Origin of the sequence: Marinobacterium stanieri, from assembly GCF_900155945.1 — a bacterium.
Lineage (GTDB): Bacteria > Pseudomonadota > Gammaproteobacteria > Pseudomonadales > Balneatricaceae > Marinobacterium > Marinobacterium stanieri.
Window position 1 is genome coordinate 380,853 of the sequence record NZ_FTMN01000001.1, and the last position, 14,130, is coordinate 394,982.

15 protein-coding genes and 6 tRNA genes are annotated in these 14,130 nt (G+C 55.4%); 3 read left to right on the plus strand and 18 right to left on the minus strand.

The window, feature by feature from the left end; all coding sequences use genetic code 11:
• Positions 1 to 3: 3 nt before the first annotated feature.
• From BW956_RS01785 to BW956_RS01830, 10 genes are all read right to left on the minus strand, one after another.
• Positions 4 to 1,242, minus strand: a complete 1,239-nt coding sequence (locus BW956_RS01785; RefSeq protein ID WP_076460323.1) for a CpaE/TadZ family protein — start codon at positions 1,240 to 1,242, stop codon at positions 4 to 6.
• A 10-nt stretch (positions 1,243 to 1,252) separates the two neighbouring features.
• Positions 1,253 to 1,729, minus strand: coding sequence for a TadE/TadG family type IV pilus assembly protein (locus tag BW956_RS01790; protein ID WP_076460324.1), 477 nt, complete (start codon positions 1,727 to 1,729; stop codon positions 1,253 to 1,255).
• A gap of 1 nt (position 1,730) precedes the next feature.
• A complete protein-coding gene (locus BW956_RS01795) occupies positions 1,731 to 2,234 on the minus strand; it encodes a TadE/TadG family type IV pilus assembly protein (RefSeq protein ID WP_076460326.1) in 504 nt (167 codons plus the stop codon).
• Positions 2,234 to 3,625 (minus strand): pilus assembly protein TadG-related protein, encoded by a 1,392-nt coding sequence (locus tag BW956_RS01800; protein WP_076460328.1) that lies wholly within the window; start codon positions 3,623 to 3,625, stop codon positions 2,234 to 2,236. Before BW956_RS01800 ends, BW956_RS01795 begins: the two co-directional genes overlap by 1 nt.
• A gap of 59 nt (positions 3,626 to 3,684) precedes the next feature.
• Positions 3,685 to 3,951 carry a hypothetical protein gene (locus tag BW956_RS01805; protein ID WP_076460330.1) on the minus strand — a complete coding sequence of 89 codons (267 nt, stop codon included), beginning with the start codon at positions 3,949 to 3,951 and terminating at the stop codon, positions 3,685 to 3,687.
• A gap of 26 nt (positions 3,952 to 3,977) precedes the next feature.
• Complete coding sequence (locus BW956_RS01810; RefSeq protein WP_076460332.1) at positions 3,978 to 5,594, minus strand: type II and III secretion system protein family protein; 1,617 nt, start codon at positions 5,592 to 5,594, stop codon at positions 3,978 to 3,980.
• 81 nt (positions 5,595 to 5,675) lie between these two features.
• Entirely contained in the window at positions 5,676 to 6,500 is an 825-nt protein-coding gene (cpaB, locus tag BW956_RS01815) for a Flp pilus assembly protein CpaB (protein WP_076460334.1), read from the minus strand.
• Positions 6,493 to 7,890, minus strand: coding sequence for an AAA family ATPase (locus tag BW956_RS01820; protein ID WP_076460336.1), 1,398 nt, complete (start codon positions 7,888 to 7,890; stop codon positions 6,493 to 6,495). Before BW956_RS01820 ends, cpaB begins: the two co-directional genes overlap by 8 nt.
• Positions 7,887 to 8,471 carry an A24 family peptidase gene (locus BW956_RS01825; protein ID WP_076460338.1) on the minus strand — a complete coding sequence of 195 codons (585 nt, stop codon included), beginning with the start codon at positions 8,469 to 8,471 and terminating at the stop codon, positions 7,887 to 7,889. The genes BW956_RS01820 and BW956_RS01825 overlap by 4 nt, the downstream gene beginning before the upstream one ends.
• Positions 8,472 to 8,521: 50 nt before the next feature.
• A complete protein-coding gene (locus BW956_RS01830; RefSeq protein WP_076460340.1) occupies positions 8,522 to 8,698 on the minus strand; it encodes a Flp family type IVb pilin in 177 nt (58 codons plus the stop codon).
• Between the two features lie 347 nt (positions 8,699 to 9,045).
• Here BW956_RS01830 and BW956_RS01835 point away from each other — a divergent pair, with 347 nt between their 5' ends.
• Positions 9,046 to 9,930, plus strand: a complete 885-nt coding sequence (locus BW956_RS01835) for a helix-turn-helix transcriptional regulator (protein ID WP_076460342.1) — start codon at positions 9,046 to 9,048, stop codon at positions 9,928 to 9,930.
• Between the two features lie 26 nt (positions 9,931 to 9,956).
• On the opposite strand, the gene BW956_RS01840 is transcribed toward BW956_RS01835, so the two are convergent.
• Both BW956_RS01840 and upp read right to left on the minus strand, forming a co-directional pair.
• Positions 9,957 to 11,255 (minus strand): uracil-xanthine permease family protein, encoded by a 1,299-nt coding sequence (locus tag BW956_RS01840; RefSeq protein WP_076460344.1) that lies wholly within the window; start codon positions 11,253 to 11,255, stop codon positions 9,957 to 9,959.
• A gap of 12 nt (positions 11,256 to 11,267) precedes the next feature.
• Complete coding sequence (upp, locus tag BW956_RS01845) at positions 11,268 to 11,894, minus strand: uracil phosphoribosyltransferase (protein ID WP_076460346.1); 627 nt, start codon at positions 11,892 to 11,894, stop codon at positions 11,268 to 11,270.
• 212 nt (positions 11,895 to 12,106) lie between these two features.
• Between upp and BW956_RS01850 the strand changes: the two genes are divergently transcribed.
• Both BW956_RS01850 and BW956_RS01855 read left to right on the plus strand, forming a co-directional pair.
• Positions 12,107 to 12,667: a hypoxanthine-guanine phosphoribosyltransferase gene (locus tag BW956_RS01850; protein WP_076460348.1), complete on the plus strand. Its 561-nt coding sequence runs from the start codon at positions 12,107 to 12,109 to the stop codon at positions 12,665 to 12,667.
• Positions 12,668 to 13,214: 547 nt separating this feature from the next.
• On the plus strand, positions 13,215 to 13,469 hold the full coding sequence (locus tag BW956_RS01855) for a hypothetical protein (RefSeq protein WP_076460350.1): 255 nt from the start codon (positions 13,215 to 13,217) through the stop codon (positions 13,467 to 13,469).
• Positions 13,470 to 13,572: 103 nt separating this feature from the next.
• Here the strand turns inward: BW956_RS01855 and BW956_RS01860 are convergent.
• From BW956_RS01860 to BW956_RS01885, 6 genes are all read right to left on the minus strand, one after another.
• A tRNA-Gly gene (locus tag BW956_RS01860) sits at positions 13,573 to 13,648 on the minus strand.
• Positions 13,649 to 13,651: 3 nt separating this feature from the next.
• Positions 13,652 to 13,727: transfer RNA gene (locus tag BW956_RS01865), tRNA-Glu, on the minus strand.
• 22 nt (positions 13,728 to 13,749) lie between these two features.
• Positions 13,750 to 13,825 (minus strand) — tRNA-Gly (locus BW956_RS01870).
• A 2-nt stretch (positions 13,826 to 13,827) separates the two neighbouring features.
• Positions 13,828 to 13,903, minus strand: a tRNA-Glu gene (locus tag BW956_RS01875).
• A 27-nt stretch (positions 13,904 to 13,930) separates the two neighbouring features.
• A tRNA-Gly gene (locus tag BW956_RS01880) sits at positions 13,931 to 14,006 on the minus strand.
• A gap of 1 nt (position 14,007) precedes the next feature.
• Positions 14,008 to 14,083: transfer RNA gene (locus BW956_RS01885), tRNA-Glu, on the minus strand.
• Positions 14,084 to 14,130: the final 47 nt, after the last annotated feature.

Consider the following 14,130-nt stretch of genomic DNA (forward strand, 5'->3'; position numbering starts at 1 on the left):
GACCTAATCCCCCTTGACCAGATTAACCAGTTTTCCCAGCAGGCCTGACTGCTGGGCCGGCCGGGTGCCAGCGACCTGTTCACTCAGATGGTGAATGGCGCGGCTAATGGGGGCACGTCGCGCAACCTGCAGCAGCGGCATGCCTGTATTCAGAGACTCGCAAACATGTTTGAAATCATTGGGCAGCGTGATGATCGGCTGGTGGTGCAAGGCTTTGGCAACCTCATCCAGCGTGATCGGTGCAGATTTGTCGTACCGATTCACAACCACCAGTATGCGATGATCCGGTATGTCCAGATCGCGTCGCATCACTTCAATCAGCCGTGCGGCATCACGCAAATAGGTGATGCCCTGCTGCAGGGTCAATACGATCTGGTCGGCATGCTCCAGAACCGTAGTCGTCACCAGGTCAATCTGCCGTGGCAGGTCCACCACCAGATGTTGATAATCCTTGCCCAACAGCTTGAACAGGTGCAGCAACTGATCAGAGGAAACTTCCTCGTTCAATAGCAAGCGGTCCGATTCGGAACTCAGGACTTTCAGGCCACTGACATGCGTGGCGAGGTAGCCCCCCAAAGCCACGGAATCAAGCTCGTCAACGTTCTCCAAAGCCTGCTTGATACCGCGCTGAGGGTTGAGATCCAGGTAATGTGACAACGAGCCAAACTGAAGGTCCAGATCGACCAGTACCACCTTGCGCAGCCGCTCCACTGCCATCTGGTGTGCCAGGTTGGTCGCCAGCAAGCTGGCACCAGATCCACCCTTGGCATTCATGACCACGGTCAGGTGAGCATTCAGAGCCCCCTGCTGATCCATGGCCTCGCGGTAGAGCTGGTCAACGACCCGCAGCAGGTCGCCATCCTCCAGCGGTTCGGGGAAAAAGTCGCGTGCCCCTGCCTGCATGGAGAGGCGCATCGCCTGAGCATCTTCATCGGCACTGATAATCAGTGTCGGAACGCGAGTGATGGCGGGCCTTGCACACAGGGCTTCCAGCTCCGCCTGCCAGGTTTCACCAACCCGGAAAATCAACAGATCCGGTAGTTTCTCCAGCCCATACAGAGGGTCCGAGTGGCCATTACTGATCAGGCGGCAATTAATATCGACACTGGACGGCATTGGCCTGAGTGCATTTTTCAATGCGCTCAGCGCTTCCGGCGAGCGGCTGGCGACCAGAATCGAATATGCCGTCTGGGCCGCATCCGTGGATGTTTTGACTTCATACAGATAGTTCTGACTCATCATGGCCGATCTCCTAGCTTCCACAGGCGGGCGCGCCTGCCGCCACGGGATGCACTCCCAGGCTCTCGGCCGGAAGAGTGGTCTCGAACGTCAGTGCATCCAGGGTAATATCGAAAAATGGAATCAGCATCTGGTGCTGATACCCTGTAACTGCTGTACGGATGTAGTAGGTATTCTCGGTGGCGGTTGCCAGCGTGGTGCCATCTTCCTGCAGATAGGTCAGGGCAATGTTCGCCGCGCTGAAGTTTGGCAACATGTCACCACCGAAGGCGCCTTGCTCACGCACAAAGGATTGCCCGGAAGCCGTCACAGGGCAGACAACAGCCAAACGCGCAGCCCGGCGTGTCGCCTCATCCAGGACATTCCAGGTAAACATCAGGCGGCCAAACTCGATTAGCCCGAACAGGATGATGAACAGGACAGAGCCAACCAGCGCAAACTCCACGGTGGTAAGACCGGCCTGTCGTTTCAGAGGGCAGGAAAGGCTCATCTCAGCTACCTCCCAACACTGGCATACTGATGGAGCTATCCAGTGTGAAGTTGAGACTGATGTCATCTCCGGCGCCAAACGTTGGCAGGCTATTAAACATCATCGGCGCAAAGTCATAGCTCAGATGCACCTGGATCACATTGGACAGAGTATCCTCACAGAAGCCGACATCAGAGGTTGTTAGCCCACTCAATACCGGTGTAGCACCGCCCTCCTCTGCCCCGTACACAATCAGATTACTGGCACGATTCAGCAGGTCGTCCGGCAGGCTGCCACCCAGAGTGGGGCAGTCATTCAGGCTCGACTGCTGACCATAGTTCAGGTGTGTCGCCAACAGGCGGGCGCCATTTCGTTGCGCCTTGGTCAGGGTGTTGTACTGGTAGAGCGCACGCCCGATTTCAGCCGTTGCCAACATCAGTATCAGCAACACCGGCAACACCAGGGTGACTTCGACAACCGCAAGCCCCTTCTGATGCTGTGGATATGAGTGGCGTTGAATGTTCATCAGGAGTCTCCGCTGTCCGGGTCACGGAAGAGGACTATTTTGAACGGGGCACTTGGTATGGCCGGCGTAGAGGTGAACGTCCCAATCGCATCACAGCCTTCAGATTCGGTGTAGAACTGGCCAAAGACCTCAGCATCATTCCCTTCACCGATATCCTGCATCAGAAAAAAGCAGCCAACGGTATACACGTAGACATCATCACTGGTGCCCGAAGTCGTTCCGGTACAGTCACCAATAGGCAGAACGAGCTCGCGGCGTCGGCAGGCATCACCGCTGCAACCGGGATAGTCGCTGGCATAGGCAGCCAGGTAGTCTTCATAGTCGAACAGGCCAGCCACACTGGTAGAGCCGTCTTCGCGCTTGATGACGGGCCGGTTGTTTGCGTCGATACCATCCAGCACCAGCCGGTTGCTGCTTTGCGGAGAGGGTCCAGCTGGCGTGGCGCCGCTGAAATAGGTGTAGGACACCAGATCAGCGGGCGCTTCGGTCGGGTCCACCGGCCCCTGGTACAAGCCCAGTCGAGAGTTAAGCCCCTGGCCGGTTGGGCCTGACTTGTTGCCAGGCTCCGTATCCGCGGCACTGTTATCGCCAACACTGGCACACTGGTTGGCCGTTCCGGCCAGTGCATCACGCAGGTCACTGCCGCCTGTGCCGCTAAGGCGCAGCAGACGGAAGTTGCCCGGACCGACATCCGTGCCACTGCCACCGGCCAACTTGATTACGCTGATATCGTCGATACTGTCGATATTGTTGTCATCATCATCCGGGTATCCGAAGTAGCCACCATCGCCAGCCTGGCAATCATCGGCCGTATCCGGCGTTTGCCCCTCGGAATCGCAGCCACAGGCCAATATCGGCAAGACATCGCAGGTTGATGCATTCAGGCCAATCGGGCCTGCAACAGCACTGGCCCGCACCGGCTTGTCAACCAGCCCGACTACTTGCAGCAACCATACGGTTAGCGGTAGCTCTTCTGCTCTGACACGCACATATGGCAGCGCGGAACTCCCTGGAGTAAAGGGGTTAAGCGTGGTGGAAAACTCCACCACCAGCGGATTGCCGCTTTCGGCATAGGCCGTGCCTAGTTCATCATTATCACTGAGGGCAAGGTTAGCCTGGAATGTTGTCAGCGCAGACGCCTGGGCGGCCGTGTGAACCGTGGATACCGGGCTGCCTTCAGGGTAATCCGCGACGGTTCTGGCAGCACTGAGAGCGGCCGCATCTACCGCATTCTGCAAGCGTGTTTTACTCAACAGCAGGTGTCCACCATCCAGTGCCAGCCCAGCCATCGCCAGCAACGCCAACATCCCTATGGCCACCAACACCAGAACCGCGCCCTGCTCACGACGCCTGCAGCCGGTCATCTGTTCGCATAGCTTTTGGCGGTTCATCTTCGCCTCCTGTCAGCGATCGACATTCTGTCGACTTGCTGACTACCTGGTAAGGTCTTTCAATTACCGATATTGATCTCAATATCCCCTTGTACACCCTTGGCGCTTTGCGCCTCGCTGCGATATCCCGTCATGACCTGCTGCGCTTTTTCACCATCAAGTCGCATCTGTCTGGGTGTATCCGCCGCGTAAGCATCATAGGTTTGCGCCTGTCGCATCTCCTCAACTGCCAGCCCTACAGGTTCCATCGGCGGGTTTTGGCTACACCCCGGCATGAACAGCAGAGCTGCCACCAGGGTTGATAACGTCCAATTCACTGTGTTCATGGCTCTTACCTCTACCTGGCAAATACTTATTGGATGCTGTGACCGAAAACAGACTCAGTCCCATCAGCAACCGGGAAGACCTTAACGCCGTTATCGCTTCTGCCTGCCAGGCGTTGTCCCATATCAGCGCCTTGAGCCTGCGCACTGCCATCGATTGGCAGTGTTGATGTGCTCGCGTCTGGCTGAGGGCTGTACACCTGCCCCCGGGTTCGACCCAGCAGGTAAAATTCGGCATCGGTAGGCTCTATAAAACCATCCCCGGGCAGACGTATGCCTTCATTTTTAAAGGGCTGTGCCAGGGTTGGCGTTACCAGAATGACCAGCTCGGATTCGCCTTTCTCAAACTGGGAACTGCGGAAGAGATTGCCCAGCATCGGTACATCCCCCAGCCCCGGGAACTTGTTTACCGCTTCGCGTGTGCTTTCATTGATCAGGCCGGCGATACCAATGGTCTGGCCATCGCCCAGCTCCACGGTCGCACGTGCGCTGCGCTTGGTCAGCGCCGGTACAAAGAAGGTGTTACCGTCAGTACCCACAGTGCTGTTGATTGAATTCAGCCCGGTCAGCTCGGTTACCGCGACGTTCAAGCTCAGGTTGATGGTGCCGGAGTCGAGTACGACCGGCAGAAATTTCAGGCCAACCCCGAACTCCTTGAACTCAATCGTGATGCCATCTTCGTTGGGAACCGGGATCGGGAACTCGCCGCCCGAGAGGAATTCAGCTTCCTGGCCGGTTAGCGTGGTCAAGGTCGGTTCGGCCAGTACCTTGGCACTGCCGTTATCCTTGGCGGCATCGAATGCCAATTGAAATAACAGGTTGTCATCCAGGTATTGGGCAAAGATGCCTTTGCCGGCAAAGCTCAGCGGCGAATTGGTGATTTCGGTCACCAGGTCACTGCCGTCGATGGAGTAATTGATCCCTCCCGGCTGACTGCTGCCGCCCACTGTCCAAAAGTTATCGCTGCTGTCCAGAGCATGGAATTTGACACCCAAACGCTTCATCACGGTACGCGACATTTCAGCGACGGTGACCTTAAGCATCACCTGCTGAGAGCCTCCCACCTTGAGCAGGTTAACGACCTCACCTACCTGGGTTGCACCCTCTTCGGATGGCTTTTGCAAGAAGCTGTCCGCCAGGCGTACCGCCATATCCATGGTGCCGACATTGGACACTTCACCACTGAGTAAGATGGAGCCCTGAGATGAGTTCACCTTAATGCGCTCATTGGGCGCCATCTGGTAAAGCTTGGCCTTGAGGCTGTTTACATCCGGGGTAACTTCGACATCGATGGACGCCGTCAATTTATTGCTTTTATCCCAGAGCAACACGTTGGTGGTGCCGATCCCCTTGCCAAGCACATAGATCTGCTGTGACCGCATGACCAGGATATCCGCCACCTCATCATTACCGATGGACACCTTGTGGACCGGCCCACTGAGTTGCACCACTTTCGATTTGTACAGGGGCACCTGAAAGGTTTGCACCTGGGTCATGTCCGCCCCCAACTCGACGGCGGATGCGGCACCCGCTGTTTGACTCAAGAAACCCAGCAGCAGTACCAGCATGAATGCGGACAACAAGAGGGTTATTCGATCCTGTGCGGATTTGCCCGCCACATGTTCGGGCTCTGTTCGTTTAGTCATGATCACATCTCCTCAATCGTCAGATCCGATTCAAGGCAGCTGCCACCGCCCGTAAACGGGCAGATGGCAGACGTTCCAGGACTACATCGGAACCCGTTTGCGCTCCCAATCCACCCCTTTGATCACGATGACAGATGGTGGCGCGCTGTAGGTGCGGGTACGCTTAACCGGCGCCGGCTTTGCGACCGGCTCGGGTGCAGGAGCTGACTGGGCCTGCACTGCAGGGGGTTCGGCTTTGGCCACTACATCTTCACTCAGCGGGTTACGCAGCGTCAGCTGAATACGTCCTTCCTCCCGCGCCTTGGCCAAAACTTCAGATTCATAAGGCGTCAGTTCCAGTGTTACCGCGCGAACAACAACAGGATCGTTTTTGTCCGTACGTGCCTTCTGGTCAACAGCGAGTACTTTTATGTCTTTCAGTACTGTCCTCGCCTTAATGTTGTCTTTGCCCTCCTCTTTGGTGGCAATGATATCGACATGATTGCCCGGCAGCAGGAATCCGGCGACCCCCACTACATCATTAACGCGCACCGTAAACGCACGCTTGTCCGGGTCGATCATGGCCGCCAGCGTAGCCCCTTCCTGGTGCTCGCTCAGCCGCTCAGTGCGTAAGGCATCGCCACTCAAAATATCCTGTAGCGGAATCATGCCCTCAACGTCTGCCGGATCGGTGATCGCGTTTTCCGGAACCAGATCCTCCGGCATCAATTTGATTTTTAAATGGCGCCGCTCGATGGGCTGTCCATAGGGAATATTCATCGCGGCATAGACGACCGGCTGGCCCTCCGCCGCCTCGGCCGTGCTGACCGGCAACTGCTGGCTAAGCCAGGAATTGGTATAAAAAGCTGCCCCCGCTGCAAAGAGCAGCGACAGAATCAACAGAAAAAAGGTTCTGCCCTTAAACATGGTCATTCCTCCTGGTCAGTTGGGTCGCAGACATTTCCACTTCCGCATCCAGGCTCACAAAGTAGCTGTCCCAGGCCCATCGCAAAGACACTTCATCAATTGAAGCGGCATTCTCCCCGAGATAACGCCTGCGATCCTGAGCCATCCCCAACAGATCTCGCGGATGGCAGGGGCGCAGACCAACCTGGTGTTGTTCATGCAATTTTACGAGGGCAAAATCGACCAGCTCGGGATCAAAGTCGATACCCTTTTCCGTACAGACCTGTTGCCAGATGCGTCGGTATTCATCCTGTTCCAGGTAGCCAAAATAGATCTTGTAACCAATTCGCCGAAGGAAGGCTTCGTCCGCCAATTCAAGCGGGTTAATGTTGGACGAGAACACGAGGATCTGATCAAAGGGGGTCTGGAAATGACGCCCGGCGCCCAGAGTCAGGTAATCACGCTTCTCTTCCATGGGAACGATCCAGCGGTTAAACACCTCCATTGGCGTTGCACGCTGCCGCCCCATATCATCGATAATGAAAATGCCATTGTTGGCCTTCAGCTGAAGCGGCGCCTGATACTCTTTGGTCACCGGGTTGAAATGCACTTCGAGCATCTCCATGCCCAGCTCCCCGCCGGTGATAACCTGAGGCCGCGCACAGTTAATGAAGCGCGGGTCATACCCCTGATCAAGCATCAAACTGGGGCCGCCCTCTGAATCGCTTACGGGTTCATGCAGCAAAGGATCAAACAGCGACACCACTTGCTCATTCACTGAAATGGCGTAAGGAATAAGACAACTATCGGTGAACAGGCCGGTGAGTTTCTGCGTGATATAGGTCTTACCTGTACCGGCAGGCCCGTAAATAAAGATGGCCCGCCCTGAGTTCATTGCTGGCCCAAGTTGCTGCCGGATGCTGTCTCTTAGCACGGTAAACCGAAAGAGTTCATTCAACGCATCAGCATTAACATGCGTGGCATGGACAGTTTGTGCAGCAGCGACCTTACGGTATTGCTGAATGGGTACAGGCGCCGGCCCCAAATAGCCACTGCGCGCATAAGCATCGATGGCCACCTCACGTCCACGCTGGGTCAGGCCATAGCTGAGCTCGCGGTTGTCAAAGCCCTGCCCATGAACGTCAATCAGCACTTCCTTACGCAAAAATTCAATCAACCCTTCAAGCACCGGTCCGGCCAAACTCAAGCGCTGCATCAACTGCTTGGCACTCAGCAAACCTGCATCGTAAAGATGCTTGATCAGCAACTCGGTCAGAAAATGACGGCTAAGGCCGGTATCCTCGATATTGAGTGGCCGTGGAGCCAACAGACGCAGCCTGGAATCCGGATTAGCGTCAGACGAAGTAACAGCTGGAGCCGCAGCTCTGGCTGCATCCAATGCGTGGTTCATGAGACTACTCCCAGCATTTGCAACTGATACCCGATCTGGGCGCTCAGGTGATTGAACTCCAACTGCCCGGATAGCCCCAAGTGCACCAGGGTTCCAACAGCAATCGAGAGAGAAAACGGGAAGCGGCGTGATGCTACTGAACCGGCTTCTGCCGGGATAAACGTGCGCGTTGAAATGATGACCAGATAGCGACGGTACAAGCTTAAAACCTCACCGCTGCGGATAATCATTAGCAACGCAATGCAGCCCCCGGCGATCAAGGCAAGACAGGCTGAGATGAAAACGCTCATGGGGCCAATGAAACTGCCGATGGCCGCCATCAACTTCACATCACCGGCTCCCATACCGCCCGAGAGGAAGAAAGGAAGGAAGACAAGTAATCCCGCCAAAGCTCCTTTGAGGGCAGCCCCCACCTGAACACTCGGTAAAGAAACTAAATAGGCAGCAATCAGACCGATTGATAGCCCACCAAAGGTCAGCCAATTCGGGATTTTGTGGCGGCGTAAATCCGTATACACCGCCAAAGCCAGAATAAGCAATAACAAGAGAGTTAAGCCTTCCTGAATAGCCGGAGTTAACATTGCCTATTCTCCCCTATTGCTTCAGCCACTTCGGTCACCACTAATGCGTGCTAAGAAGAGATGGCAGTTGTCAGGCCATCAATAACAGTCTCTACAGCCTCACCAAGGTCCGTAAAAGCAACAACGACTGTGGCCGCCACCAAACTGCCGGCAACCGCATATTCCACGGTTGTCAGTCCTTCCTCGTCTTGGATGAAATCCAGGATTTTCTGAGTGATAAGGTTCATTGTTCCGCCCTCTTGTTTTGTGCCAGTCAAGGCCAGAAGCCGGTACAACCTGAAAAATCATGTGTGTACCGGATACGTGAATGACTATAGAGGGCGGGATTCAGCAGTGCTGGAACTATTTTGCGGCAACAGTAGAAGTATTTTGCTCACCTGTTTCAGCATTGAAACACATGAGTCAGGCACGAAGGTGGTGAAGCCAATTCTGATAGTGATATGCAATTTTTACAGGCACAGCCCTGCTTGCATATCGCAGTTGTTCACTATACTGAACATTATCAGCAGCCTAATGGTTGCCGAATGCCCCCACATTTCGCTGTTTATAAGAACAACGTGGGAGGCGAGACATCATGTCTCAGGCTGGCACACCCAAACTGCTTTGGCTGGATTTACGCGGATCTGAACGCTCATCAACATTGCTTGGCCTATTCTGCGAACGTTTCCAGATTGATTTTCTCGACCCTTACAACCCCGAGGTTTCACTGTTGGAACAGCCTGTCATGGCGATCTGTTTCGATTTTGATTACCCCGATATGCATGGTCTTACGCTGATGCGTGAACTCTATCAGCGCTACCAACTACCCGAGATCATGATGACCGAACAGCACTCAGAAGCCCTCATGGTGTGGGCACTGAGAGCACGCGTTTGGGAGATTCTGCTTAAACCCATGCAACGCTCAACGGCTGAGTTCCAGCTGGATAGCCTGCAGGCAACTCTGATCTCCGCGCAGGCTCACAGGGAAGAACTGCACCACGTCAGCACCATGCTGAGATTGCCGGAAGAGTCACGTTTCCGTGCAGCCAACGCTGAGCAGAATGCTGTTCACCCGGCATTGTCATACATGCAGTTGCATCTTGGGGAGAAGATGAGTGAGGAACTGCTGGCAAAATTCTGCAATTTGCGCCCACTGCAGTTTAGCCGCCTGTTCAAGAAAGCCTATGGCGTGACCTTTCAGGAGCTGCTCCAGCAGCTGCGCATGCAGGAGGCCTCTCATCTACTGACTAACCCCGACCGACAGATACTCGATGTCGCACTGAGTGTGGGATACAGAGACCACTCCTACTTTTGCAGGGTGTTCAAAAAGTATATGGGCGTGACACCCAAAACCTATCAGGAGCAGCAGGTCAATAGAAGTGAGAAAGAGCAGCAGGCCGCAATAGCACACCGGCTGACAGCCGTCGCCAATTTGGCAGGCCCTCTCGAGCTTGGCGTTCGAGAGGGCCGGTCAGGATAAAACGGTTTTTATCCATTTACATAAAATCAGCGCGTGTGCTCAACCAGGTCGTCGACCACATCCTGTTCTTCGTGCAGATCATCTTTATCAGACGGCTTGGCGCTTGGCAGCACCAGATTCAGAACGATCGCCACAGCACCACAGAGGCTCACACCCTGCAGGCTCAAGTCGCCCGCACCGATGGCCATTCCACCAATGCCGAATACCAGCGTGGTGGCTACGATTACCAGGTTGCGCTGCTCGGCCAGATCAACATTGGCCTTGATCAGAGTATTCAGCCCCACTGCCGCGATAGAACCAAACAACAGGATCAGAATCCCGCCCATCACCGGCACCGGAATGGTCTGCAGCGCCACACCGAACTTGGCGACAAAGGCCAGCGTTATCGCCACAACTGCAGCCCACACCATTACCACCGGGTTGAACTGCCTGGTCAGCATGACCGCACCGGTTACCTCTGAGTAGGTCGTATTGGGTGGCCCACCAAAGATCGCCGCAGCCGACGTTGCCAAGCCATCACCAAACAGCGTGCGGTGTAGCCCCGGCTTACGCACATAGTCCTTACCAGTCACATTGGAGATCGCCAGCATATCGCCGACGTGCTCAATGGCCGGTGCCAGCGCTACCGGCACCATAAACAGAATTGCCTGCCAGTTCAGCTCCGGCATCACAAACGCGGGTACCGCCAGCCAGCTGGCTTCCTGGATCACGGTGTAATCCACCATGCCGGACAGGTGCGCCATGATATAGCCCACCACGACGCCTGAAAGGATTGGCAACAGGCGGAAAATACCATGGGCAAACACCGCCACAATCAGAGTCGTGACCAGTGCCGACATGGATACCAGCATCGCCTGATCATAGGGAAACAGCTCGATGGAGCCATCACCGGTTTTGCCCATCGCCATATTGACCGCGATAGGTGCCAACCCCAAACCGATGATCATGATCACAGGCCCCGTCACCACCGGCGGCATAATCCGATGCAGGAAACCAACCCCTTTCAGCTTCACAGCCAGTGCCAGCAGCATGTAGACAAAGCCAGCAGCCATCAGCCCGCCCATGGTGGCAGCCACGCCCCAGTTCTGTACCGAATAGGTTATAGGCGCGATAAACACGAATGAGGAGGCCAGGAAAATCGGCACACTCAAGCCTGTCACCAGATGGAACAGCAGGGTACCCAAACCGGCGGTGAAAAGGGCTACTGACGGGTCCAGCCCGGTCAGCAATGGCATCAGCACCAGCGCGCCAAAGGCTACGAAGAGCATTTGGGAACCGGCCAAAACGGTGCGCCAATGGAAAGCGCCTGTGTGCGAGGTTTGCATGGCTAGCGCCTCTTATTTGGTTCCGAAAATCTTGTCCCCGGCATCGCCCAGGCCCGGCATGATGTAGCCATGTTCGTTCAGACAGTCATCGATCGACGCAGTAAAAATATCCACATCAGGATGCGCCGCCTGAACCTTCTCGACGCCCTCAGGGGCAGCCACCAATACCAGCGCACGAATGCTGGTACAACCTGCTTCCTTGAGCAGGTCGATGGTCGCAATCATGGAACCACCGGTGGCCAGCATGGGGTCCACCACTAGCGCCATGCGCGCATCGATATCACTGGCCAGCTTTTCGAAATAGGTAACCGGCTCTAGGGTTTCTTCATCGCGGTACAGGCCCACTACAGAGATCTTGGCGCTGGGCACCAGCTCCAGCACACCGTCCAGCATCCCCAAACCGGCGCGCAGGATAGGTACAACCGTGATCTTCTTGCCCTTGATGCGTTCGGCCTGGATATCGCCGCACCAACCTTCTATGGTGTACTCTTCAAGCTCCAGATCCTTGGTCGCTTCGTATGTCAGCAAACAGCCGACTTCGGCTGCCAGTTGACGAAAACTGCGGGTACTCTTGTTACTGGAACGCATCAGGCCCAGCTTATGCTGAACCAGTGGATGCTTGATTTCTTGAACGCTCATCGCGGGGCAACCTCATGGTACTTGGCTATCTGTGACTTTCGTCAGGCTTGACAAAATTGCTGCAAGACTAGCGAAAGTGTGACGATCTGTCATCAATGTGTTACCAGGATATTGCCCCAGAGACAAAACCTGAGTACTCTTGCTCACTTTTTTTACAGTTGGCCGCCCCGCCCTCCGGCGGCCACAAAAAAGCGTTTTGCGGAGCCGGAGCCATGAGCACCATCGATTCTGACGAGATCAAACGAGTCTATATAGAAGCAGACCTGCTACACAGCCAGGCAGAAGTGGATGCCGCCATCACAACAATGGCAGCAGAGATCACCGAAGAACTGTCCGAGCGTGATCCGGTTATTTTCGCCATCATGAATGGCGGCCTGGTAATTGCCGGCCAGCTGCTGACGCGCCTGAATTTCCCGCTGACCGCCAGCTACCTGCACGCCACCCGTTACCGCAACAGCACTTCCGGTCACCAGCTGGAGTGGAAGGTACCGCCGATGGTTGAGTTCAAGGACCGCCCGGTACTGGTCGTAGATGACATTCTGGACGAAGGCCACACACTGGCAGAGGTTATGGACTACCTGAAGGCAGAAGGCGCCGCCTCAGTTCAGTGTGCCGTATTGGTAGACAAAAAGCATGATCGCAAGGCACGCCCTGACCTGAAAGCAGACTTTGTAGGCATCGAAATCATCGATCGTTACATCTTCGGCTACGGCATGGACTACAAGGGTTACTGGCGAAACGCCCCTGGCATCTTTGCCGTCAAAGGAATGTAACAAAATCTGTTGTCATTACACTCGGTGTGGTTACAATGCTGAGTGATCAAACAACAAACAGGGTTTGCATGACGGAACTGGTCATTCTCGCGCTTTCAGCCTCCGCCCTAGGGTTTTGGCTGCTGAGCCTGAGACGCAAATCGCTCGCCGCACGGGACAGTGCCGCTCACCGCGATTGTGTATTCATGAGTGATGGTCGGGTAATAGCCCCGGACAACAAGTGAGCTTGTTGACGGCCGTTACCGACGGCGAATAAAAACGGAGCCTTAGCGCTCCGTTTTTTGTGCCTGCATGTTTTTCGCGCACAGAGTGCGCTCCCACACACGCCCCCCGCACAACCATTTATACCGCCCCCCCCCCTGGAAGCCCCACCTGACCTACCGCGGGTAACTCCACGCGCCGTTTGGCCCAGGCTATATGCCCAGCACCACTCTCAAAGCACTGCATGGGAGTGACTTACCTTATTCCGGGAGATTATCGATAGGTTTTGGAAGCTCTGACAAGCACCCTTGGGCGCCCCTCACGCCTCACTAAGCGGAGACGAACCATGGCTTTGAAAAAGAGTAGCCTGTGGGAGCGCATTCTGTGCGCGAAACTGTTCAGCCACACAACCATGAACAAGCTCTACCCTGAGAAGTTTCCAAAGCGTTGGCACAAAAAAGGAGAAGAACTGAGGCAAAAAGCGAGACGAAATCTGCCGGCGCTCGAGCCTGAGCCCGATGACATAAAAGCCGGTGCGCCCAGAAAGGGCAATGGATTGGAATTACGTGATAAGAGAGGTTGGAGCGCGAAACGAGACTGATCTGGACGGCATCCCGTCGGCCGACGATCCGGTCGCGACCCCGAGATATAAAAGCGGGTCGCCCAGAGAGGGCTGTGTCTTGGAATTACGTGATAAGAAAGATTGGAGCGGGAAACGAGACTCGAACTCGCGACCCCGACCTTGGCAAGGTCGTGCTCTACCAACTGAGCTATTCCCGCTGATGGCATCCCGTAGGGGGTTCGAACCCCTGTTACCGCCGTGAAAGGGCGGTGTCCTAGACCACTAGACGAACGGGACACACGAAGTGTCACAGGCACTTTGGAGCGGGAAACGAGACTCGAACTCGCGACCCCGACCTTGGCAAGGTCGTGCTCTACCAACTGAGCTATTCCCGCAATGGCATCCCGTAGGGGGTTCGAACCCCTGTTACCGCCGTGAAAGGGCGGTGTCCTAGACCACTAGACGAACGGGACGCAGCCTGTTGCAAAAGTACTTAAGATTGGAGCGGGAAACGAGACTCGAACTCGCGACCCCGACCTTGGCAAGGTCGTGCTCTACCAACTGAGCTATTCCCGCATGGCATCCCGTAGGGGGTTCGAACCCCTGTTACCGCCGTGAAAGGGCGGTGTCCTAGACCACTAGACGAACGGGACACGTTCTTAAGCGCTTTCGCGTTCCTCATTGAGGAGGCGCATATAGT

Coding starts and splice junctions, on each gene's coding strand:
- BW956_RS01790 (WP_076460324.1), bottom strand. CDS start 1,729: ATGAGCCTTTCCTGCCCTCTGAAACGACAGGCCGGTCTTACCACCGTG.
- BW956_RS01850 (WP_076460348.1), top strand. CDS start 12,107: ATGAGCACCATCGATTCTGACGAGATCAAACGAGTCTATATAGAAGCA.
- BW956_RS01840 (WP_076460344.1), bottom strand. CDS start 11,255: ATGCAAACCTCGCACACAGGCGCTTTCCATTGGCGCACCGTTTTGGCC.
- upp (WP_076460346.1), bottom strand. CDS start 11,894: ATGAGCGTTCAAGAAATCAAGCATCCACTGGTTCAGCATAAGCTGGGC.
- BW956_RS01795 (WP_076460326.1), bottom strand. CDS start 2,234: ATGAACATTCAACGCCACTCATATCCACAGCATCAGAAGGGGCTTGCG.
- BW956_RS01855 (WP_076460350.1), top strand. CDS start 13,215: ATGGCTTTGAAAAAGAGTAGCCTGTGGGAGCGCATTCTGTGCGCGAAA.
- BW956_RS01835 (WP_076460342.1), top strand. CDS start 9,046: ATGTCTCAGGCTGGCACACCCAAACTGCTTTGGCTGGATTTACGCGGA.
- BW956_RS01820 (WP_076460336.1), bottom strand. CDS start 7,890: ATGAACCACGCATTGGATGCAGCCAGAGCTGCGGCTCCAGCTGTTACT.
- BW956_RS01810 (WP_076460332.1), bottom strand. CDS start 5,594: ATGACTAAACGAACAGAGCCCGAACATGTGGCGGGCAAATCCGCACAG.
- cpaB (WP_076460334.1), bottom strand. CDS start 6,500: ATGTTTAAGGGCAGAACCTTTTTTCTGTTGATTCTGTCGCTGCTCTTT.
- BW956_RS01785 (WP_076460323.1), bottom strand. CDS start 1,242: ATGATGAGTCAGAACTATCTGTATGAAGTCAAAACATCCACGGATGCG.
- BW956_RS01825 (WP_076460338.1), bottom strand. CDS start 8,471: ATGTTAACTCCGGCTATTCAGGAAGGCTTAACTCTCTTGTTATTGCTT.
- BW956_RS01800 (WP_076460328.1), bottom strand. CDS start 3,625: ATGAACCGCCAAAAGCTATGCGAACAGATGACCGGCTGCAGGCGTCGT.
- BW956_RS01830 (WP_076460340.1), bottom strand. CDS start 8,698: ATGAACCTTATCACTCAGAAAATCCTGGATTTCATCCAAGACGAGGAA.
- BW956_RS01805 (WP_076460330.1), bottom strand. CDS start 3,951: ATGAACACAGTGAATTGGACGTTATCAACCCTGGTGGCAGCTCTGCTG.